The sequence below is a fragment of the Agrobacterium sp. A3-95 genome (genome assembly GCF_053521785.1).
The window spans coordinates 16,482-37,137 of record NZ_JBNWDR010000005.1; the positions used below are offsets into that span (position 1 = coordinate 16,482).

A 20,656-nucleotide genomic window follows, 5' to 3' on the forward strand; every position below is an offset into this window, starting at 1 on the left:
AAGCGGCATCTCCATCGCAGCGGTTAAAATCCGTTATTAGGCAAGGTCAGGAATGCGCAAAACCTGACCGGGATAGATTTTATCGGGATGGGTCAGCATCGGCTTGTTGGCTTCGAAGATGATGTTGTTCTTGCCGCCATTTGCCTTGCCGTACTGGGCTTCAGCGATCTTCCAGAGATTATCGCCCTTCTTGACCGTGTAGAAAACGGGTTCCTTCGCCGGCGCTTCTGCCACCGTCAGCTCGCCGGCCTCGACCTTGGAAATGCCGAGCGTATTGCCAACGGCGATGACCGCTTTTTCGAAAATCGACTGGTCGGCCACTTCGCCCTTCAGAACGACCTTATCGTTCACCACCTCGACCTGAACCTTGTCGGTGCCGAGATCGTGGGAAGCGAGTTCTTTTTTGACGGCTTCGACATCGGGGGCATCATCTCCACCGATACCAAGCTTCTTTCCCGCTTCCTTGATGAAATTGAACAGACCCATAGCACCCTCCTTGGTTGTAGGAGATTTACCAGACGATATCTGAAGGTCTATGACAAGTGCGAAACATTTTGCCGTCCAGCGCGACCTAGTCGCCTGATGGCTTGCCACGCATTTTCTTGACATCCGACCGGCCGGATTTTGCCTTGAGGCGGCGCTCGACGGAACCCTTGGTCGGCTTGGTGGCCTTGCGCACCGGCGGCGGCGGCGCTGCCGCTTCAAGGATCAGTTCCTTCAGCCGTTCACGCGCGTCTTCGCGATTGCGCTCCTGGCTTCGAAACCGGCTCGCCTCGATCATGAGCACGCCTTCTTTCGAAACACGCCGCCCGCCCAGACGCAGCGCATTCGCCTTCACCCGTTCCGGCAGGGAGGGAGAATTGGCGATGTCGAAAAACAGCTGAACCGCCGTCGAGACCTTGTTGACATTCTGGCCACCCGGCCCGCCGGCCAGCACGAATTGCTCCGTCAGCTCCCAGCCGGCGATGGTAATTCGGTTGCTGATGTAAAGCGGGGCGCTGGCCATGTTTTTTCTCCGCGCCGGTGATGCCACAGATCGAGAAAAATGAAAACAAGGCACGAAACGAAAGAACCCGGCACAAGGCCGGGTTCCCCTCCTCCTCATAAACGAGGCTTATTCATTCTGCCGCGAGCAGCAGTCCCGGTGCTGCATCGCGCACCTTGCTGTCGACGTGATCTTCGAACTTGGTGAAGTTCGTAACGAACATCGACACAAGCTTCTTCGCCTGCGCGTCGTAAGCTGCGCCGTCGGCCCAGGTCGAACGCGGGTCGAGGATCGCGGCATCGACGCCTTCCAGCGACAGCGGCACGGCGAAACCGAAATTCGCATCGGTGCGGAATTCGGCGCCCTTCAGCTCGCCGGTGAGGGCTGCCGTCAGAAGCGCGCGGGTCGCCTTGATGGGCATACGCTTGCCGATGCCGTAAGCACCGCCGGTCCAGCCGGTGTTGACCAGCCAGCAGTCCACGCCATGCTTGCCGATCAGCTCACGCAGCAGGTTGCCGTATTCCGCCGGGTGGCGCGGCATGAAGGGTGCACCGAAGCAGGTGGAGAATGTCGCTTCCGGCTCAGTCACGCCCTTTTCCGTCCCGGCAACCTTTGCCGTGTAGCCGGAAAGGAAGTGGTACATGGCCTGTTCCGGCGTCAGCCGGGCAATCGGCGGCAGCACGCCGAAGGCATCCGCCGTCAGCATGATGATCGTCTTCGGATGACCGGCAATGCCCGTTTCCGATGCATTCGGAATGAAGTGCAGCGGATAGGCACTGCGGGTGTTTTCCGTCAGCGAATTGTCGTTGAAATCCGGAACACGGTTTTCGTCCAGCACGACGTTTTCGAGAACGGTGCCGAAACGGCGGGTCGCGGCATAGATTTCCGGCTCAGCTTCGGCCGACAGCTTGATCGCCTTGGCGTAGCAGCCGCCTTCGAAATTGAAGATGCCGTGCTCGCCCCAGCCGTGCTCATCGTCGCCGATCAGCGTACGCGACGGATCAGCCGACAGCGTGGTCTTGCCGGTGCCGGACAGGCCGAAGAACACGGCGGAATCACCCTCGGGACCGACATTGGCCGAGCAATGCATCGGCATGACGCCCTTGGCCGGCAGCAGGTAGTTCAGCACCGTGAAGACCGACTTCTTGTTTTCACCGGCATAGGAGGTACCGCCGATGAGGACGAGACCATTGGTGAGATCGCAGGCGATGACGGTTTCCGAACGGACGCCGTGACGCGCCGGATCAGCCTTGAAGCTCGGCAGATTGATGATGGTCAGCTTCTGTTTGAAGCCTGCCAGTTTCTCCCGCTTCGGGCGGATGAGCAGGTTGCGGATGAACAGCGAATGCCAGGCAAGCTCAGTGACGACACGGGTCGACAGGGCGTTTTCCTCATCGGCACCGCCGATCAGATCCTGAACATAGAGCGTCTTGCCGGCGGCGTGCGCAAGCATGTCCTGACGCAGCAGCTCGAAGTTTTCCGGCGACAGCGGCTTGTTGTTGTCCCACCAGATAGTGTCTTCGGTGGAAGCGTCGCGGACGACGAATTTGTCCTTCGGAGAACGGCCCGTATGCTGACCGGTAACGGCACGAAGTGCGCCATCCGCCGTCAGCTCGGCTTCGCCGTTGCGGATCGCCTCTTCGTACAATTCGCTTTCGTTGAGGTTATAAAAGACACGGGAGGCCTCGCCCAGTCCGAGTTCCGCAACTCCATTGGCAGGATTATGAACCCCAAGCTCGTTCATGACGCGTTCCTTGTAAATGACGATAAGGCCGTTGAAATTTTCACGGAAAATACGTGGCGGCTTTTAGAAACGCAAGAGTGAAACTTTAAATAACTTAGTGATTTCAATATATTAATCGATTTAAAAGATTTTATTTCTTTTTAAATCGGTTGAAGACGCATTAGAATCCAGCTGCGGCGTTTTCCCGGAATTGGCCTAGTCACACCAGGCGATTTGGTTGTGAGTTTTCCTTTGCCACAATTTGTTCCACCTTTATACTCATGAGAGTGGCTCGCGGCGCGCAACCTTGGCTGGGTGGATGTCGGGAGTTACGAGAAAATGACGATGGAGACCAACTACATGCAGACGATCGCGCTTGTCGACGACGACCGGAATATTCTCACTTCGGTATCGATCGCGCTCGAAGCCGAAGGCTACCGGGTCGAAACGTATACGGACGGCGCCTCCGCGCTTGACGGACTGATTGCCCGTCCGCCGCAGCTCGCCATTTTCGACATCAAGATGCCGCGCATGGACGGCATGGAGCTTTTGCGGCGTCTTCGCCAGAAATCGGATATTCCGGTTATCTTCCTGACCTCCAAGGATGAAGAGATCGACGAATTGTTCGGCCTGAAGATGGGTGCTGACGATTTCATCACAAAACCCTTCTCGCAGCGCCTTCTGGTGGAACGCGTCAAGGCCATCCTGCGCCGCGCCAGCAGCCGCGAGGCTTCCGCTGCGACCGGCGGCAGCACGCTGAAGCCGACGGCTGATCAACAGGCGCGTACGCTCGAACGCGGCCAGCTGGCCATGGATCAGGAACGCCACACCTGCACCTGGAAGGGCGAGCCGGTGACGCTGACCGTTACCGAATTCCTTATCCTGCATTCGCTTGCACAGCGGCCAGGCGTGGTGAAAAGCCGCGACGCGCTGATGGATGCGGCCTACGACGAACAGGTCTATGTTGACGACCGCACGATCGACAGCCACATCAAGCGGCTTCGCAAGAAGTTCAAACTGGTCGATGGTGACTTCGATATGATTGAAACGCTTTATGGCGTAGGATATCGCTTCCGCGAAGCGGCTTGAACGAGCCGCAATCGGGAGAGACCACCGGAATTGTGGTGGCGAGGACATAGACTTGTTGAAGAAAACGCCGGAAACCGTCTCGGACAGTGACGATGCCGAAGATCGCGGCAGCGAACGCCGCCATCGTATCCATCCGCTGACGATCGTCCGACGCATTTTTGGCAATGCGGTGTTTTCCAGCCTCACGCGCCGCATCCTTTTCTTCAACGTGGCCGCGACGGTCGTTCTGGTCGGTGGCATTCTCTACCTCAACCAGTTCCGCGAGGGGCTGATCGATGCGCGGGTGGAAAGCCTTTTGACGCAGGGCGAGATCATCGCCGGCGCCATCTCGGCCTCCGCCTCGGTGGATACCAACTCCATCACCATCAATCCGGAAAAGCTGCTGGAATTGCAGGCGGGGCAAAGCATCACGCCCGCCCCCAATGACGAGGACTTGAGTTTCCCGATCAATCCGGAACGGGTGGCGCCGGTGCTGCGCCGGCTGATTTCGCCGACACGGACCCGCGCTCGGCTTTTCGACGCCGATGCCAACCTGCTTCTCGATTCTCGCCATCTCTATTCCCGCGGCCAGGTCCTGCGCTTCGATCTGCCGCCGGTGACGCCGGAAACCCAGACCTGGGGTGAATGGTTCACCAGCATGTTCAACCGCATGCTGCAACCGAGCAGCCTACCGCAATACAAGGAAGCGCCAGGTGGCGACGGCTCGATCTATCCGGAGGTGATGAATGCGCTGACCGGCGTGCGCGGCGCAGTCGTTCGCGTTACGGAAAAGGGTGAGCTAATCGTTTCGGTCGCCGTTCCGGTGCAGCGCTTCCGGGCCGTGCTCGGGGTTCTGCTCCTGTCCACGCAGGCCGGCGATATCGACAAGATCGTGCATGCGGAGCGCCTCGCCATCATGCGCGTGTTCGGCATCGCCACGCTCGTCAACATCGTACTTTCCCTGCTGTTGTCCTCCACCATCGCCACGCCGCTCCGGCGGCTTTCGGCGGCTGCGATCCGCGTGCGTCGCGGAGCGAGAACCCGCGAGGAGATACCGGACTTTTCGGCGCGTCAGGATGAAATCGGCAACCTTTCCATAGCGCTTCGTGAAATGACGACGGCGCTCTACGACCGTATCGACGCAATCGAAAGTTTCGCCGCCGATGTCAGCCACGAGCTCAAGAACCCGCTGACTTCGCTGCGCAGCGCCGTGGAAACCCTGCCGCGTGCCAAGACGGAAGAGTCCAAACAGCGGCTGACAGAGATCATCTTCCACGATGTCCGCCGCCTCGACCGCCTGATCAGCGATATTTCGGATGCCTCGCGGCTCGATGCCGAACTGGCGCGTGTCGATGCATCGCCGCTGGATCTCGACGTTCTTATGAAGGGTCTGGTGGATATCTCCCGCCAGATCAGCACAAAGAAAAAGAGCGTGGCGATCGACTATGTCGCCGACCGGAAGGCGGGAGCCAAAACCTCCTTCGTCGTGAACGGTCACGATCTTCGCATCGGGCAGATTGTCACCAACCTGATCGAGAATGCGCGCTCTTTCGTTTCCGAGGAAAGCGGCCGCATCACCGTGCGCCTTTCCCGTCACAAGGACCGCTGCATCGTGCAGGTGGAAGACAATGGCCCCGGCATTCAGGCCGAGGATATCGACCGGATTTTCGAGCGCTTCTACACCGACCGACCGGCAAGCGAAGGTTTCGGCCAGAATTCCGGCCTTGGCCTTTCCATCAGCCGCCAGATCGCCGAAGCCCATGGCGGCAGCCTCAGGGCAGAAAATGTCGTCGACAAATACGGCGTGATATCAGGCGCGCGCTTCACCCTGTCGCTGCCGGCGGCCGAAACCCATGAACGCTGAACGCTTCAACCTGCACGCAACCGCCATTGTCGTTGACAACACCGGCATTCTCTTCACCGGACCGTCCGGCAGCGGCAAAAGCGAGCTTGCTTTCAGCTTTCTGACGGAGGCGCAACGGTGCGGATTGCCGGCGGCACTGATCGCGGATGATCAGATTTTCGTGTATCGCGACGGCGAAAACATTATCGCCGAGCGGCCGGAAGCGATTGCCGGACTACTGGAATTGCGCGGCAGCGGCATCGTTAACGTCAACAGCGTCCCGAGCGCCGGACTAAATTTCGCCGTTACGACAGTTCTTTCACCGGAAAATCCAAGACTTCCGGAAGATGACGAGGTGTTGTTGCTGCCCTGCGGCGGGCATCTTCCGCTTCTGCGTATTCCGCTTTCCAGTCTTACGCCCTATGGAAAATTTGCTGCACTTGCTCAAAATCTTTTTAAAACGAACGTGAAGTGACCACGATTCAGGCGATTTTAGGCTTGCGATTCGCATTTTCCTCATCAAGATGAAATCCCACCGATGGACAGGATTGCCGCGTTGCGATAGTCGGCAATGAGAGTGCGTGTGCAAGGGAGCATTTCATGATCGGACTAGTGCTTGTCACCCATGGCAAGCTGGCTGAGGAGTTTCGCCATGCGTTGGAGCATGTCGTCGGTCCCCAGAAATTGATCGAGACGGTTTGTATCGGTCCCGAAGACGACATGGATCAGCGCCGGCAGGATATCATCGACGCCGTTACGCGCGTCAATGATGGAAATGGCGTCATTATTCTGACGGATATGTTCGGTGGCACACCGTCCAATCTTGCCATCTCCGTCATGAACAACGGTAATGTCGAAGTCATCGCCGGGGTCAATCTTCCCATGCTGATAAAACTCGCAGGCGTTCGCAGCGAAGACAACATGGACAAGGCGCTCCAGGACGCATCCGACGCCGGTCGCAAATACATCAACGTCGCCAGCCGCGTTTTAAGCGGCAAATAAGAAGTCAGCCCCATGTCGCCTCACTCCCGGGAATTGCCGATCATCAACAAGCGCGGTCTCCACGCCCGGGCATCTGCGAAATTCGTGCAGATGGTCGAGGGTTTCGACGCGACGATTACGGTGTCGAAGGACGGAATGACCGTTGGCGGCACCTCCATCATGGGTCTGATGATGCTGGCGGCCAGCCCGGGATGCAGTGTCTATGTCGAGGCGAGCGGCAACCAGGCGGAAGAGGCGCTCGCCGCACTTGAGGCACTTGTTGCCGACCGCTTCGGCGAAGAAGCCTGACCCCACCGCCATATAAAGACATAAAGACTTCTTTATATCGTTATTGCCAGATCGTTTTTGGCCTGCTAAACCGCTGCTACGTTTAAAAGCCGGGCCAATAGGCATGGCATTTCTGATCTGGAGAACTTCATGAGCCTTGAGAAGGACTACATCATCGCCGATATCAACCTTGCCGCATTCGGCCGCAAGGAACTGGACATCGCCGAAACCGAAATGCCTGGCCTTATGTCCTGCCGCAAGGAATTCGGCGAGAGCAAGCCCCTGAAGGGCGCACGTATCACCGGTTCTCTTCACATGACGATCCAGACCGGCGTTCTGATCGAGACGCTGAAGGAACTGGGCGCGGACATCCGCTGGGCGTCCTGCAACATCTTCTCGACGCAGGACCATGCCGCAGCAGCCATTGCAGCGGCCGGCATTCCTGTTTTCGCGGTCAAGGGTGAGAGCCTGACGGAATATTGGGAATATACCGACAAGATCTTCCAGTGGACCGATGGCGGCCTCTCCAACATGATCCTCGATGATGGCGGCGATGCCACCATGTACATTCTGCTCGGCGCGCGCGCCGAAGCCGGTGAGGACGTTCTTTCCAACCCCGGTTCGGAAGAAGAGGAAATTCTTTTCGCGCAGATCAACAAGCGCCTCAAGGCTTCCCCCGGCTGGTTCACCAAGCAGCGTGACGCGCTGAAGGGCGTGACGGAAGAAACGACGACAGGCGTTCATCGTCTTTACGATCTCGCCAAGAAGGGCCTCCTGCCCTTCCCGGCCATCAACGTCAACGACAGCGTCACCAAGTCCAAGTTCGACAACAAATACGGCTGCAAGGAATCGCTGGTAGACGGCATTCGCCGCGCAACAGACGTGATGATGGCTGGCAAGGTTGCCGTGGTCTGCGGTTACGGCGATGTCGGCAAGGGTTCCGCCGCCTCGCTGCAGGGCGCTGGCGCCCGCGTGAAGGTCACGGAAATCGACCCGATTTGCGCGCTTCAGGCCGCCATGGACGGTTTCGAGGTCGTTCGCCTGGAAGACGTTGTGTCTTCCGCTGACATCTTCATCACCACCACCGGCAACAAGGACGTTATCCGCATCGAGCACATGCGCGAGATGAAGGACATGGCCATCGTCGGCAATATCGGCCATTTCGACAATGAAATTCAGGTCGCTTCGCTGCGTAACCTCAAGTGGACAAACATCAAGCCGCAGGTCGACATGATCGAGTTCCCGAAGGGCAACCGCATCATCCTGCTGTCCGAAGGCCGCCTGCTGAACCTTGGCAATGCCACAGGTCACCCTTCCTTCGTCATGTCGGCGTCGTTCACCAACCAGGTGCTGGGCCAGATCGAGCTTTTCACCAAGCCGGGTGAATACAAGAATGAAGTCTACGTGCTGCCGAAGCACCTCGACGAAAAGGTTGCACGACTTCATCTCGAGAAGCTTGGCGTGCGCCTGACCGAACTTTCCGACCTTCAGGCTGATTATATCGGCATCTCGAAGCAGGGTCCGTTCAAGGCAGAACACTACAGATATTAATTTCATAGTTAATATCCACTGAAATTACACAATATGTAGATGCCGTGCGCTTGACAAAGCGCGCGGCATCTTTTTTGCGCACTCCCTTTCCGCAAATTTATGAAGACGGTATTGTCATCGAACTTGATTCGGACACGCCAAAGGGCGGCGGGGACGAAATGGGATGTCTTGTCGAAGATGCGGCACATAGGACGGAGACAGACCGGGGATGACGGTTCACAATTCGGATCTGCGCGAGCAGACAGTTCAACGCGTTGAAAACACGCATGCTGGCGTGGCATTGGGCGCGGCCATGGCGCGTTGCCGGCTGGCGATCAGTGCTGTGCGGACAGGCTTTTCACGGCTTCCCGTCCTGATGTCCGGCACGGTTCTCGCCGGTTCTGCAAATGTGGCGCTGGCGCAGGACGGTCTTGTCGCAAAGACCGGCGCGCGGCTGTTTTCATCCGGAGAAACCATCACCTATTCGCTTTTTGTCGGCATGCTTTCGGCAACGCTGTTTTCCGTCGTCTGGCTGGTGCGCCAGCGCGGTAATATCGAGGCGGAGAGCGGTGAATACCGCAAGGCGCTGGCAGAATCCCACCACAAGATCGCGAAATACGAGGCGCTTATCTCCGACAAGAGCCGGCGCATCGTCATCTGGGACGGCGTGGACAAGCGCCCCGAATTTCTGGGGCAGCTGCCCGTAGAGACGGGCGCACCGCAGGCGGATCACGATTTTCTGGCCTTCGGGCGCTGGCTGAAGCCATCATCCGCGAGCCAGCTTGAAAAATCCCTCGAAAAACTTCGCAGCCACGCACAGAGTTTCGATCTGACCATCGAGACGCAGCGCGGCGAAGTCATTGAAGTTCAAGGCCGGGTTTCCGGCGGCAATGCCTTCGCGCGTTTCGTCGCCCTCAACAACCTGCGCGCCGAACTGGCCGAATTGCAGGTGGAGCGCGAGCGCCTGATCGCCTCGGTCTCCACGTTTCAGGAACTTCTCGATTCAATCGAACAGCCCGTCTGGCGGCGCAATGGCGAAGGCGAACTCATATGGGTGAACCACGCCTATGCGCACGCTGTGGATGCGCGCGATGCCGAACAGACCATTCAGGAGAAACGCGAGCTTCTGAACACCGTTACCCGGCAGAAGATACGTGCGGCCGCGACGCCGAGTTCCCCCTACCATGATCGCATTTCGACGGTGGTTTCCGGAAACCGTACCTTCTTCGACGTTGTCGATATCAAGACGGCGGGCGGTTCTGCAGGCATCGCCATCGATGCTACCGAGGCGGAAACCACCCGCGAGGAAATGAAGCGGGTTCTGAAAAGCCACGCCGAAACGCTGGATCATCTCGCAACGCCCGTCGCCATTTTCGACGGCCGGCAGCGGCTGCAATTCTACAATCAGGCCTTTGCCACCCTGTGGGGCTTCGATTTGGTTTTCCTGGAATCCGGCCCCGATAATTCCGAGCTTCTCGATAGGCTGCGCACCGCCGGCAAATTGCCCGAGCAGCTGAACTGGAAAAACTGGAAAGAGACGGCACTCTCCGTTTACCGCTCTCTCGATACCAAGACCGATCTGTGGCATCTGCCCAACGGCCAGACGTTGCGGGTTATCGCGACCGCCCACCCGCAGGGTGGCGCGACATGGGTCTTCGAGAACCTGACCGAACAGGTCGATCTACAGATGCGTTACAACACCTTGGTGAAGGTGCAAGGCGAAACCATCGACCATCTGGCCGAAGGTGTCGCCGTGTTTGGTGCGGACGGACGTATTCGCCTTTCCAACCCGGCATTCAGGGCCCTATGGGGCGTTACCGCCGAGCAGGCGGAAACTGGAACCCACATCCGCGCCGTGGAGGCCGCCTGCACGCAATCCTACGACAAGCCGGATGGCTGGCGCTCTTTCAGCCAGTTTATTACCAGCTTTGACGATGAACGCCCGTCAAGACAGGGAACGTTGGAGCTACTTTCCGGCCTGGTCCTCGACTACGCCATTATTCCGCTGCCGGATGCGCAGACCATGCTGACATTCGTCAACATGACTGACAGCGTGCGGGCCGAGCGGGCGCTCAAGGAAAAGAACGACGCACTGCTCAAGGCCGACGAGCTGAAGAACGATTTCGTGCAGCACGTCTCTTATGAGTTGCGCTCGCCGCTGACCAATATCATTGGCTTCACCGATCTCCTGAAGACCCCGGGTATTGGAGAATTGACGGACCGGCAGGCAGAATATCTCGACCATATTTCCACCTCTTCCTCGGTTCTTCTGACAATCGTCAACGACATCCTCGATCTCGCGACCGTCGATGCTGGCATCATGCAGTTGAACTATTCGGAAAACGATCTCAACGAATTGCTCGATGACGTTTCGGTGCAGATTGCCGACCGGCTACAGGAAAGCGGTATTTCGCTCGAGATCGTCGCACCCGCGCATCTCGGCAGTCTGGTGGCGGATCACCAGCGCCTGAAGCAGATCCTCATCAAGCTCCTCACCAATGCAATCAATTTTGCGCCGGAAGGGTCTTCCGTTCAGCTTTCATGCCAGCGCAGCGAGGGTGACTTCCTGTTCTCGGTGGCAGACAAGGGACCGGGTATCCCCGAAGACATGCTCAAGGCCGTGTTTGACCGCTTCGAGACGCGCGGCAACGGCGGACGGCGGACCGGCGCTGGCCTTGGCCTTTCTATAGTGGAAAGCTTCGTCAGCCTCCATCACGGCACTGTCAGCATCGACAGCCGGCCCGGCAACGGCACCATCGTCACCTGCCGCATTCCTTCGGGCGTGCACCCGCATTCCATCGCCGCAGAATGAGTGACGATATCCTGCCGATCACCCTTTCCCTCAATGGGGAAAAGGACACCATCCGTTTAGGCGAAGATCTGGCGCTGGCTTTGGGAGCTGGCGATTGCCTCGCGCTGATCGGAGATCTCGGCGCGGGCAAATCCACCCTCGCCCGCGCCTTTATCCGGGCGATGGCGGATGCACCTGATCTTGAAGTTCCAAGCCCCACATTCACGATCATCCAGACCTATCCAACACGTATTCCCGTTGCCCATCTTGATCTGTACCGACTGTCTGACGTCTCGGAACTGGACGAACTCGGCATCGACGAGATGCTGGAAGACGGTATCTGCCTGATCGAGTGGCCTGATATCGCCGCCGAAATCCTACCGCCAAACCAGACCATCAGCCTGCGGCTGGAACACTCCGGTGACGGGCGTCGGGCTGTAATCGATGCTCCCGCGAAACAGAAAGCACGCCTTGAGCGCGTTTTTGCCATTCGCGATTTTCTTGCGAAAAATGGCAAGGGCGATGCGACCCGCCATTTTCTAAGCGGCGATGCTTCCACACGCGCCTATGAGACCATTTCCACCGATGGTCCGGACCTTATCCTGATGGACTGGCGACGCCCTTTGAGAGGTGCGATCGTTGCTGATGGCAAGACCTACGCGGAAATCGCCCATCTTGCCCAGGATGCCCGTTCCTTCGTGGCGATCGGCAATTATCTGCGAAATAGCGGCTTTTGCGCGCCTGAAATACTGGCGGCGGATACCGATCAGGGCATTCTCCTCCTGGAGGACCTCGGGCGGGATGGGGTGCTTGCGCTTGACGGAACGCCGATAGAGGAACGTTATCTGCAAAGCGTCGCCTGCCTCGCCGCCCTTCATAAAGCTCCGGCACCGCGCAAGCTGCCGGTCGGTGACGGCAGCACCTACGAAGTGCCTCCTTTCGATCGACAGGCGATGAAGATCGAGGTGTCGCTGCTGGTTGAATGGTATCTGCCCCACAAACGCGGCAAATCACTATCCGATACCGAGAAGCGTGACTATTATGCTCTCTGGGACGGCCTGATAGACGCGCTCAGTGGCTGCGAAAGCGGGCTACTGCTGCGCGATTTCCATTCGCCGAACATTCTCTGGCGAGAGCATAATGCAGGCATCCGACAAGTCGGACTGATCGATTTTCAAGACGCGATGATCGGCCCGACGGCCTACGATCTCGCCTCCATCGTGCAGGATGCGCGGGTTACCATTTCGCCCGAACTGCAGGAACGCCTCCTTTCGCACTATCTCGACATTAGACGAGACGAGCCATCCTTCGATAAGGCGTCCTTTCTCAAGGCTTTAGCCATCATGTCGGCGCAGCGCAACTGCAAGCTGGCCGGTATCTGGGTAAGGCTGTTGGAACGCGATGGCAAACCCGGTTATATGAAACATATGCCAAGGACGTTTCGCTATCTTTCCGCAGCGCTTTCGCATCCCGAACTGGCACCGCTCAAAGACTGGTGCGTCCATATGGGCATGGAATTTTAAAGACTGAAAGACGGTTGACCACGATGACGATCAAGAACGCGATGGTGCTGGCCGCCGGGCTCGGCACCCGGATGCGCCCGATCACGGATACGATCCCGAAACCGCTCGTCAAGATCGCCGGCAAACCGATGATCGACTACGCGCTCGACGCCCTTGTCGAGGCCGGCGCCGAGAAGATCGTCGTCAACGTCCATCACCATGCCGATCAGATGATCGCCCATCTTGAAACCCGTACCGACGCCGAAATCCTGATTTCCGACGAGCGGTCGCAGCTGATGAATTCAGGTGGCGGACTTGCCAAGGGCCTGAAACTTCTGGAGCCAGGTCCCGTCTTCGTGATGAATGCCGATCTTTTCTGGATTGGCGAACAGCTGAATGCCGTCAGCAACCTGCGCAAGCTTGCGCAATTCTTCGATGCCACGCGCATGGATATGGCGATGCTCTGCGTCGATATGGACCGTACCACCGGTCATAACGGCAAGAGGGATTTCAACCTCTCGTCGGATGGTAGACTGGCGCGGTATCGCGACGGGGACACGAACCCGGTGGTTTATGCCGGGGCCATAGCCATGGATTCGCACCTGCTGGACGATGCGCCGGGGGATGCTTTCAACCTGAATATCTATTTCGACAGCGCCATCGAGAAAGAACGGCTTTTCGGGCTTTCACTGGATGGCCACTGGATCACCGTCGGCACTCCCGATGCGATAGACGATGCCGAAAGTATCATCCGGCAATACAGGGAAAAGCGCTCTGCATGACTTTGACCCATCACGCAAAGCGCGTCCTGACGATCGCTGCGGGAACACCGTTCCTCAAAACGCTCGCGGAAACGCTGTGTGACGGGACACTGACAGCCGGCTATAAATACGACCCTGCGGATCCGCTTTCGCTTGCCAAGGTGACGATCTATGTTCCGACCCGGCGCTCCGCCCGCGCGCTGCGCTCAGAGTTTGTCGATCTTCTGGGCGGCCGTTCCGCCATTTTGCCACTGATCCGGCCGCTCGGCGAAACCGATGACGACAGCGGCTTCTTCGAGATCGAAAATCCTGAGATCATGGATCTGGCGCCGCCGATTTCCGGCACCGGCCGGCAAATCGAGCTGGCACGCCTCATTCTGGCATGGCGCAACAGCCTGCCGGACGCCATCAGGGCCATCCATTCGGACTCACCACTTGTCGCACCAGCCAGCCCTGCCGACGCCATATGGCTGGCGCGCGCGCTTGGCGAAGTGATCGATGCGATGGATACGGAAGAAAAGGAATGGGAGGCGCTCGCGCATCTCGATACCGGCGATCACGCCCAATGGTGGCAGCTGACGGCGGATTTCCTGAAAATCGCCAGCGTGTTCTGGCCCGCCCGTCTTGCCGAACTCAATCGAACTTCCGCAGGCCGACATCGCAACGGCATCCTGAGGGCGGAGGCGAACCGGCTTGCCAACCTGCCGGACACCGGACCAATCATCGTTGCGGGCTCCACGGGCTCAATTCCGGCAGCAGCAGACCTTATCGCCTCTGTCGCCTCCCTGCCCCAGGGCGTCGTCGTGCTTCCGGGCCTCGATCTTACGATGCCGGAGGAACAATGGGAGGCTATTGCCGAGGACCCTACAGATCCTTCAAGCCGCACCCATTCGCAATACGGGCTCTACATGCTGTTGCAGAAGCTCGATATCATGCGAGACGATGTCGTTCAGATTGGCGCTATCGATAGCGATCTTGAAAAACGCGCGGCGGTTTTTTCGGCAGCACTTGCTCCTGCCAAATCCACCAGCGACTGGAACCGCTGGCGTGAGGACAAGCAACCCGGATTTTTCGACGATGCTTTTGCGGCAGCGACCCTGATAGAAGCTGCCAACGAACGCGAAGAGGCAACCGCAATTGCGGTGGCGCTGCGGCTGGCGCTTGAAGCGCCGGGCGCTGGCCGCCCGTCTCAGGCCGCGCTGATCACGCCCGATCGCGGACTGGCCAGGCGCGTGGCGACGGAATTGCAGCGCTTCGGTATCGAAGCCGACGATTCCGCCGGTACGCCGCTTTCCGCCACGCCGCAGGCCGGACTGACGCAACTCGCACTGGAAGCGACCCTCAGGCCCGGAGATCCGGTGCCGGTCATTTCCCTTCTGAAACATCCGCTCAGCCGTTTCGGGCTTTCGCTGGAGGCTTTTACAAAAGCATCAAAGGCGCTGGAATTGATCGCACTTAGAGGCGGCCGCGTCGAAACCGAAATCGGCAATCTGGAGGCGGTTCTCGATGCGCAACTGGCGGCGCAGCGCGATGACCGGCATCCGCCTGCCTGGAGGCTGGCGCTGCCCGAGGGAAGCGTAGACGCCGCGCGCGATCTGGCACGCCGGATCGCCGTTTCGACAGAGCCGCTTGGCAGCGCATTCGTGCGTCGCGACCGCTCAGGCCGGTCTTTCACGGACAAATTGCCGCTTTCCGATTGGGCCGAGCGGACGGGCCGGGTGATCGAAGCCATCTGCGCGGATGACAACAACGATCTTGCCACTCTCTGGTCCGGCGAGGCAGGCGACAAGCTTTCCGGCCTGTTTGGCGAATTGATGGAAAGCGGCGAAATCCTTGATGCGGATGGTCCGCAATGGGCTGATATCTTCGCGGCACTGGTGGCTGGCGAATCGATCAAGCCGCGATCCATGCGCCATCCGCGCATTTTCATTTTCGGTGCCCTTGAGGCAAGACTGCAAAGCGTCGACACTGTCGTGATCGGCGGTCTCAATGAAGGGCTTTGGCCGGGCCAGACGGCAAACAACCCGTTTCTGTCCCGCAACATGAAGACAGCCATCGGTCTGGAACCGCCGGAGCGGCGCATCGGCCAGCTGGCGCACGATTTCGAGATGGCGAACGGGACACGGCAGATTTTCTACAGCCGCGCGCTCAGACAGGGCTCGACACCCGCAGTCGCATCGCGCTGGCTGCAGCGATTGCTGGCACTCGGCGGCGAGGATTTTGCCGACCAGCTGAAGAAGCGCGGCGAGACCTATCGCCACTGGGCGGCACTGATGGATGCGAGCATCGACCAGGAAGCAGCAAAGCGCCCTGCCCCCAAACCGCCGGCCGACTTGCAGCCGAAGAGCTATTCCTTCAGCGAAGTGGGCAGGCTGCGCCGTGACCCCTATTCGATCTACGCGCGGCGTATCCTGAAGCTCAACCCGCTTGATGGCTTCAACCACGATCCCAATGCCGCCGACCGTGGCACGCTCTATCATGCAATCATCGAGCGCTATTCCCGCGAGGGGCATATTCCCGGCACGCCGGCATCGCTCGAGGCCATGCAGCGTATTCTGGATGAAAGTTTCGACGCGGAAGATCTTCCTGCACATGTCGATGTCATCTGGCGCCCGCGATTCGAGGCGGTGGCACGCGCCTTCATCGACTGGGAGAAAGAACGACATCCATCCATCCGCCGCAGCTTTTTCGAGGCGCGTGCCGGACAGGAAATCCCCGAGGCAGGAATAAGGCTGACCGGCATCGCCGACCGCATAGATATCAAGACCGGCGGTCAGGCGGATATTATCGACTACAAAACGGGGCTTGCGCCTTCAGTCAATCAGGCGCGCGCGCTGCTCGACCCGCAGCTCGCGCTGGAAGCGGCAGCACTGATGCGGGGCGCCTTCCGCGAGGCGGGTTCGCAGACACCGGAAAACCTTATCTATGTGCGCCTGCGGCCGGGTACCCGTTTTTTTGCCGACCAGGTGAACAACGAACACTCCAACCGGGGTGGCAAAAAAGCACCGAAATCGGCAATCGAGCTGGCAACCGAATCAATCGATCAGCTGGCCAAGTTCGTGCGTTCGCTGCGTGATGGCGAAAACGGCTTTGCCTCGCGGCTGGTGCCGGAGGAGCAGCAATCCTACGGTGGGGAATATGACCACCTCGCCCGGGTTTCGGAATGGTCGACGGCAGAACCGGGAGATGGCGATGATGATTGACCCTATCGATCACGGGCCTGCCACGGACACCCCGCAAAGCTGGATAGACTGGACGAGCGACCGGCAACGGCTCGCCTCCGATCCGGCAAGTTCTGCCTGGGTTTCGGCCAATGCCGGTTCCGGCAAGACCCATGTGCTGACCCAGCGCGTCATCCGTCTGCTTCTGGCCGGGTGCCGACCCTCCGCAATTCTGTGCCTCACCTATACCAAGGCAGCGGCGTCCGAAATGTCGAGCCGCGTCTTCGACCGTCTGGCGGAATGGGCTACGTTGCCGGATAACGATCTTGGGGATCGCGTCGCTGCCATCGAAGGAAAGATGCCGGATCGCATCAAGCTGGCCGAAGCGCGGCGGCTGTTCGCCAAGGCGCTGGAAACGCCCGGTGGGCTGAAGATCCAGACGATCCACGCCTTCTGCGAAGCCTTGTTGCATCAGTTCCCGCTGGAGGCCAATGTCGCCGGCCACTTCTCCGTCCTTGATGACCGCGCCGCAACAACCCTGCTGGCCGAGGCACGTCGGTCGCTTTTAACGGCGGTTTCGACGGAGGGAGACACCGATCTCGCGCAGTCTCTCGCCTATGTGCTTGATTTGGCGGACGAAAGCGGGCTCGAATCGCTACTCACCGCCATCATCGCCAATCGCAGCGCCCTTCGTGCCTTTTTGATCGATGCAAAACAGGCTGATGGCATCGATGCCCAATTGCGGCAGGCAATGCAGATAGACGCGGGTGAAACCGAAGAAACGGCAGCGGCGGCATTCTGGCCCTTGCCAGGTCTCTCGGGGCTTTCCCTCGATACCTATCTGACGCTTGCCGATGAAGTGGGCGGATCGCGCGTCATAGATGTCGCTTATGCCCTGCGGGAAGCGAAACGGCAGACGGATTCCGTGCGGCGCATGGAATTCATCGAAGCTGCGCTGTTGACAGCCAAGGGCGAGAAAAAATCCGATGCCTATGTCATCAACAAGGGCATGCAGAAATCCGCACCCGATCTCGTCGACGCGCTGACGCTTGCGCGGGACCATGTCGTGGCCTGTCGCAACCGCTATCGTCTGGTGCGAATGCTGGAGGCGACGAAATGCGCGCTTGTTCTGGCTGAGAGACTGATCGGCGATTTCGAGGATCTGAAAAAGCAGCGAAGCCAGCTCGATTTTGAGGATCTGATCGAGCGCGCCGCCAATCTCCTCAACCGCGATACGGCGGGCGCCTGGGTACATTACAAGCTAGATCAGGGTATCGACCATATCCTCGTCGATGAGGCGCAGGATACCAGCCCTGTGCAATGGTCGATCATCCAGTCGCTGGCGGCGGACTTCTTCAGCGGCGAGAGCGCCCGCATGGGGCGGCGCACGCTTTTTGCCGTGGGTGATGAAAAGCAATCGATCTATTCGTTCCAGGGCGCACGACCGGAGCGGTTTTCGCAGGAGCGTGACGAGACCAAAAGGCGTGTCGATTCGGTGGAGCAGGCATTTCACCGCATCCGCCTGCCGCTGTCCTTCCGTTCCACGGAAGATGTGCTGGCCGCCGTCGATCAGGTCTTTTCGGACCCTAAAAATGCCAGCGGCCTCAGCGCCGATAACGAGCCAGTCGAACACCGCTCCAACCGCGCCGGCCACCCCGGCACCGTGGAAGTCTGGGATATGGTGGCGCCGGAAACCGCCGAGGACGAAGAAGACTGGACGGCACCTTTCGATGCACTTCGGGAAAGCGCGCCGGCCACAATCGTTGCCCGCCGGATCGCCGCGCGCATTGCCGGCATGATCGGCAACCAGACAATCATCGAAAAGGGCGTGGAACGCGCTATTGAGCCCGGCGATATTCTTGTGTTGGTCAGAAAACGCCATGCTTTCGTCAATGCGCTGACCCGTGAGCTGAAACGGCGCAAGAACATTCCCGTCGCCGGTGCCGACCGTCTTCGCCTGACCGATCACATCGCCGTGCAGGACCTTCTGGCGCTTGGCCGTTTTGTCGTGCTGCCTGAGGATGACCTTTCTCTGGCCGCGCTGTTGAAAAGCCCGCTTTTCAATCTCTCCGAAGACGATGTTTTCGACGTCGCTGCCACGCGATCCGATACGGAGAGCGTGTGGCAAAGATTGCAGACGCTTTCGCAAGACGAGAACAGCCGCTTCTTCGCAGTCGCCAACAAGCTCAAGAACTTCATCGCGCTTTCAAAAACGGCAACGGTGCATGATTTCTTCGCTGCGGTTCTGACCCTGCATGACGGGCGCAAAAAGTTCCTGGGTCGTCTCGGCAACGAGGCGAGCGATGTCCTGGACGAGTTCCTGTCCTTTGCGCTTGACCATGAAAGGACCGGCTTGCCCGGCCTGCAAGCCTTCCTATCCGTTCTGGAAACGGATTCGCCGGAGGTGAAACGCGAACAGGACAAGGATCGCGGTGAAGTGCGGATCATGACCGTGCACGCCTCCAAGGGTCTAGAAGCGCCGGTTGTTTTTGTGGTCGATGGCGGTTCGAGAGCCTTCAACCACAGTCATGTCCCGAAACTGCGCTTCGTTGAAGCAGACGGGGATGCCTTCCCCGTCTGGCTGCCTGGCAGCGGTTTTTCCAATCATCTCATTCGCGCCGATGAGGAACGCCTGAAGACGGCCGCGGAAGACGAATATCGCCGGCTGCTCTATGTGGCGATGACACGTGCCGCCGATCATCTCGTCGTTTGCGGTTATCGCGGCCAGAAGGAAAATCCCGAATGCTGGCACGCCATCGTCAAGGCAGCACTCGCCGACAATGAAAAGCACTGCCAACCGCAACAGTTTATGGCCGATGGTGAAGAGTGGCAGGGGCTTGTCTGGCGCAAGTCCGATGCTCGTTCGACCCCCGCTCCGCAAAGGCTGCCTGAACCACAGACGCAAGAAGAATATGCTCTTCCGGCGGGGCTTCTTACCCCCTTGCCCGCCCTGCCATCATTGCCGAGGCCACTCAGCCCTTCCGGCGCGGGCACCATCATTGATGACGGTGCGGACGATCTTGCCGTGCGTTCGCCGCTTTTTGGCGAAAAAGCCAATGTCTCCTCGCTGGCATTGCAACGCGGTCGGTTGGTGCATCGCATGCTGCAGGCCCTACCGGATTTTGCCGAGAGTGAGCGGGAAGAGGCAGCCCGCCGTTATGCCGAACGTGCCGCACGGTTCTGGCCGTCTGCCGAGCGCGAACATCTGATACGGGCGGTTTTGCGGGTCATGTCAGAACCAGCGGTGCAGCCGGCATTTTCGCCCAATAGCCGCGCAGAAGTTTCCATTATGGGGACCATGACGATCGGCAGGCAGCATTATGCGGTTTCCGGCCGTATCGACCGGCTGGCAGTGGATGGCGGCCGCGTCATACTGGTCGATTACAAGACGAACCGAGTTCCGCCGCGCGACGCGCGCGAGATACCCTTCTCCCACACGGCACAGCTTGCCATCTATCGCGAAATTCTGTCACCGCTTTATCCCGGCAAGGAATTTGTCTGCGCGCTGATTTATACGGAAAATGCCGCTTTTATGACGGTTGGTGACGATGCCATGATGCAAGCCCTTGCCGCAATAAAGACAAAGTGAGATACCGGGGCATTGAAATTTCGACGCGCCCGCATCACATCGATAGTGGAAAAGATTCACTGAAAGGAGAGCCAGATATGGCTACCGTAAAAGTCGACGCCGCCAACTTCCAGTCCGAAGTCCTCGAATCCTCCGAACCCGTCGTGGTGGATTTCTGGGCCGAATGGTGCGGTCCGTGCAAGATGATCGCGCCGAGCCTCGAAGAAATTTCGTCCGAGCTTGCCGGCAAGGTCAAGGTCGCGAAGCTCAACATCGACGAAAACCCGGAACTGGCTGCCCAGTTCGGCGTTCGCTCCATCCCGACTCTTGCCATCTTCAAGAGCGGCGAAGTGGCTGACATCAAGGTCGGCGCTGCGCCCAAGACAGCGCTTTCGGCCTGGATTTCCGGCGCCGCGTAAGCGACTTTCCATGGAATAAAGAAAAGCCCGGCAGCG

General features: G+C 58.9%; 15 protein-coding genes. 12 read left to right on the plus strand and 3 right to left on the minus strand.

Annotated elements, in window-relative coordinates; all coding sequences use genetic code 11:
- Positions 1–36: 36 nt before the first annotated feature.
- The 3 genes from lysM to ACQZ5Y_RS14715 all read right to left on the minus strand — a co-directional run bounded on the left by lysM (position 37) and on the right by ACQZ5Y_RS14715 (position 2,729).
- Complete coding sequence (gene lysM / locus ACQZ5Y_RS14705; RefSeq protein ID WP_003516300.1) at positions 37–486, minus strand: peptidoglycan-binding protein LysM; 450 nt, start codon at positions 484–486, stop codon at positions 37–39.
- A gap of 85 nt (positions 487–571) precedes the next feature.
- A complete protein-coding gene (arfB, locus tag ACQZ5Y_RS14710) occupies positions 572–1,006 on the minus strand; it encodes an alternative ribosome rescue aminoacyl-tRNA hydrolase ArfB (protein ID WP_019565930.1) in 435 nt (144 codons plus the stop codon).
- Positions 1,007–1,118: 112 nt separating this feature from the next.
- The gene (locus tag ACQZ5Y_RS14715; protein ID WP_003516305.1) at positions 1,119–2,729 is read right to left on the minus strand and encodes a phosphoenolpyruvate carboxykinase; all 1,611 of its coding nucleotides are present in this window, start codon (positions 2,727–2,729) and stop codon (positions 1,119–1,121) included.
- A gap of 339 nt (positions 2,730–3,068) precedes the next feature.
- On the opposite strand from ACQZ5Y_RS14715, the gene chvI reads away from it, so the two are divergent.
- The 12 genes from chvI to trxA all read left to right on the plus strand — a co-directional run bounded on the left by chvI (position 3,069) and on the right by trxA (position 20,620).
- Positions 3,069–3,797, plus strand: a complete 729-nt coding sequence (gene chvI, locus ACQZ5Y_RS14720; protein WP_003516307.1) for a two-component system response regulator ChvI — start codon at positions 3,069–3,071, stop codon at positions 3,795–3,797.
- A gap of 52 nt (positions 3,798–3,849) precedes the next feature.
- Entirely contained in the window at positions 3,850–5,640 is a 1,791-nt protein-coding gene (chvG, locus tag ACQZ5Y_RS14725) for a two-component system sensor histidine kinase ChvG (protein WP_013635194.1), read from the plus strand.
- On the plus strand, positions 5,630–6,094 hold the full coding sequence (locus ACQZ5Y_RS14730) for an HPr kinase/phosphorylase (protein WP_013635193.1): 465 nt from the start codon (positions 5,630–5,632) through the stop codon (positions 6,092–6,094). The genes chvG and ACQZ5Y_RS14730 overlap by 11 nt, the downstream gene beginning before the upstream one ends.
- Before the next feature lie 125 nt (positions 6,095–6,219).
- Positions 6,220–6,621, plus strand: coding sequence for a PTS sugar transporter subunit IIA (locus ACQZ5Y_RS14735; protein ID WP_003516318.1), 402 nt, complete (start codon positions 6,220–6,222; stop codon positions 6,619–6,621).
- Positions 6,622–6,633: 12 nt separating this feature from the next.
- Positions 6,634–6,909, plus strand: a complete 276-nt coding sequence (locus tag ACQZ5Y_RS14740; protein ID WP_003516321.1) for an HPr family phosphocarrier protein — start codon at positions 6,634–6,636, stop codon at positions 6,907–6,909.
- Between the two features lie 129 nt (positions 6,910–7,038).
- Positions 7,039–8,439 (plus strand): adenosylhomocysteinase, encoded by a 1,401-nt coding sequence (ahcY, locus tag ACQZ5Y_RS14745; protein ID WP_003516323.1) that lies wholly within the window; start codon positions 7,039–7,041, stop codon positions 8,437–8,439.
- 208 nt (positions 8,440–8,647) lie between these two features.
- The gene (locus ACQZ5Y_RS14750) at positions 8,648–11,230 is read left to right on the plus strand and encodes a sensor histidine kinase (RefSeq protein ID WP_003516327.1); all 2,583 of its coding nucleotides are present in this window, start codon (positions 8,648–8,650) and stop codon (positions 11,228–11,230) included.
- Positions 11,227–12,732 (plus strand): tRNA (adenosine(37)-N6)-threonylcarbamoyltransferase complex ATPase subunit type 1 TsaE, encoded by a 1,506-nt coding sequence (tsaE, locus tag ACQZ5Y_RS14755; RefSeq protein WP_174050256.1) that lies wholly within the window; start codon positions 11,227–11,229, stop codon positions 12,730–12,732. The genes ACQZ5Y_RS14750 and tsaE overlap by 4 nt, the downstream gene beginning before the upstream one ends.
- A gap of 23 nt (positions 12,733–12,755) precedes the next feature.
- Positions 12,756–13,493 carry a nucleotidyltransferase family protein gene (locus ACQZ5Y_RS14760; protein WP_174050254.1) on the plus strand — a complete coding sequence of 246 codons (738 nt, stop codon included), beginning with the start codon at positions 12,756–12,758 and terminating at the stop codon, positions 13,491–13,493.
- A complete protein-coding gene (addB, locus tag ACQZ5Y_RS14765; RefSeq protein ID WP_174050252.1) occupies positions 13,490–16,675 on the plus strand; it encodes a double-strand break repair protein AddB in 3,186 nt (1,061 codons plus the stop codon). Before ACQZ5Y_RS14760 ends, addB begins: the two co-directional genes overlap by 4 nt.
- Positions 16,665–20,222: a double-strand break repair helicase AddA gene (gene addA / locus ACQZ5Y_RS14770; RefSeq protein ID WP_174050250.1), complete on the plus strand. Its 3,558-nt coding sequence runs from the start codon at positions 16,665–16,667 to the stop codon at positions 20,220–20,222. The genes addB and addA overlap by 11 nt, the downstream gene beginning before the upstream one ends.
- 77 nt (positions 20,223–20,299) lie before the next feature.
- Positions 20,300–20,620, plus strand: coding sequence for a thioredoxin (gene trxA / locus ACQZ5Y_RS14775; protein WP_003516334.1), 321 nt, complete (start codon positions 20,300–20,302; stop codon positions 20,618–20,620).
- The last annotated feature ends 36 nt before the right edge of the window (positions 20,621–20,656 follow it).

What these genes read in the sequence shown, in the direction of transcription:
- lysM (WP_003516300.1), bottom strand. Translation starts at nt 486, where the DNA reads ATGGGTCTGTTCAATTTCATCAAGGAAGCGGGAAAGAAGCTTGGTATC.
- arfB (WP_019565930.1), bottom strand. Translation starts at nt 1,006, where the DNA reads ATGGCCAGCGCCCCGCTTTACATCAGCAACCGAATTACCATCGCCGGC.
- ACQZ5Y_RS14715 (WP_003516305.1), bottom strand. Translation starts at nt 2,729, where the DNA reads ATGAACGAGCTTGGGGTTCATAATCCTGCCAATGGAGTTGCGGAACTC.
- chvI (WP_003516307.1), top strand. Translation starts at nt 3,069, where the DNA reads ATGCAGACGATCGCGCTTGTCGACGACGACCGGAATATTCTCACTTCG.
- ACQZ5Y_RS14730 (WP_013635193.1), top strand. Translation starts at nt 5,630, where the DNA reads ATGAACGCTGAACGCTTCAACCTGCACGCAACCGCCATTGTCGTTGAC.
- ACQZ5Y_RS14735 (WP_003516318.1), top strand. Translation starts at nt 6,220, where the DNA reads ATGATCGGACTAGTGCTTGTCACCCATGGCAAGCTGGCTGAGGAGTTT.
- ACQZ5Y_RS14740 (WP_003516321.1), top strand. Translation starts at nt 6,634, where the DNA reads ATGTCGCCTCACTCCCGGGAATTGCCGATCATCAACAAGCGCGGTCTC.
- ahcY (WP_003516323.1), top strand. Translation starts at nt 7,039, where the DNA reads ATGAGCCTTGAGAAGGACTACATCATCGCCGATATCAACCTTGCCGCA.
- ACQZ5Y_RS14750 (WP_003516327.1), top strand. Translation starts at nt 8,648, where the DNA reads ATGACGGTTCACAATTCGGATCTGCGCGAGCAGACAGTTCAACGCGTT.
- tsaE (WP_174050256.1), top strand. Translation starts at nt 11,227, where the DNA reads ATGAGTGACGATATCCTGCCGATCACCCTTTCCCTCAATGGGGAAAAG.
- ACQZ5Y_RS14760 (WP_174050254.1), top strand. Translation starts at nt 12,756, where the DNA reads ATGACGATCAAGAACGCGATGGTGCTGGCCGCCGGGCTCGGCACCCGG.
- addB (WP_174050252.1), top strand. Translation starts at nt 13,490, where the DNA reads ATGACTTTGACCCATCACGCAAAGCGCGTCCTGACGATCGCTGCGGGA.
- addA (WP_174050250.1), top strand. Translation starts at nt 16,665, where the DNA reads ATGATGATTGACCCTATCGATCACGGGCCTGCCACGGACACCCCGCAA.
- trxA (WP_003516334.1), top strand. Translation starts at nt 20,300, where the DNA reads ATGGCTACCGTAAAAGTCGACGCCGCCAACTTCCAGTCCGAAGTCCTC.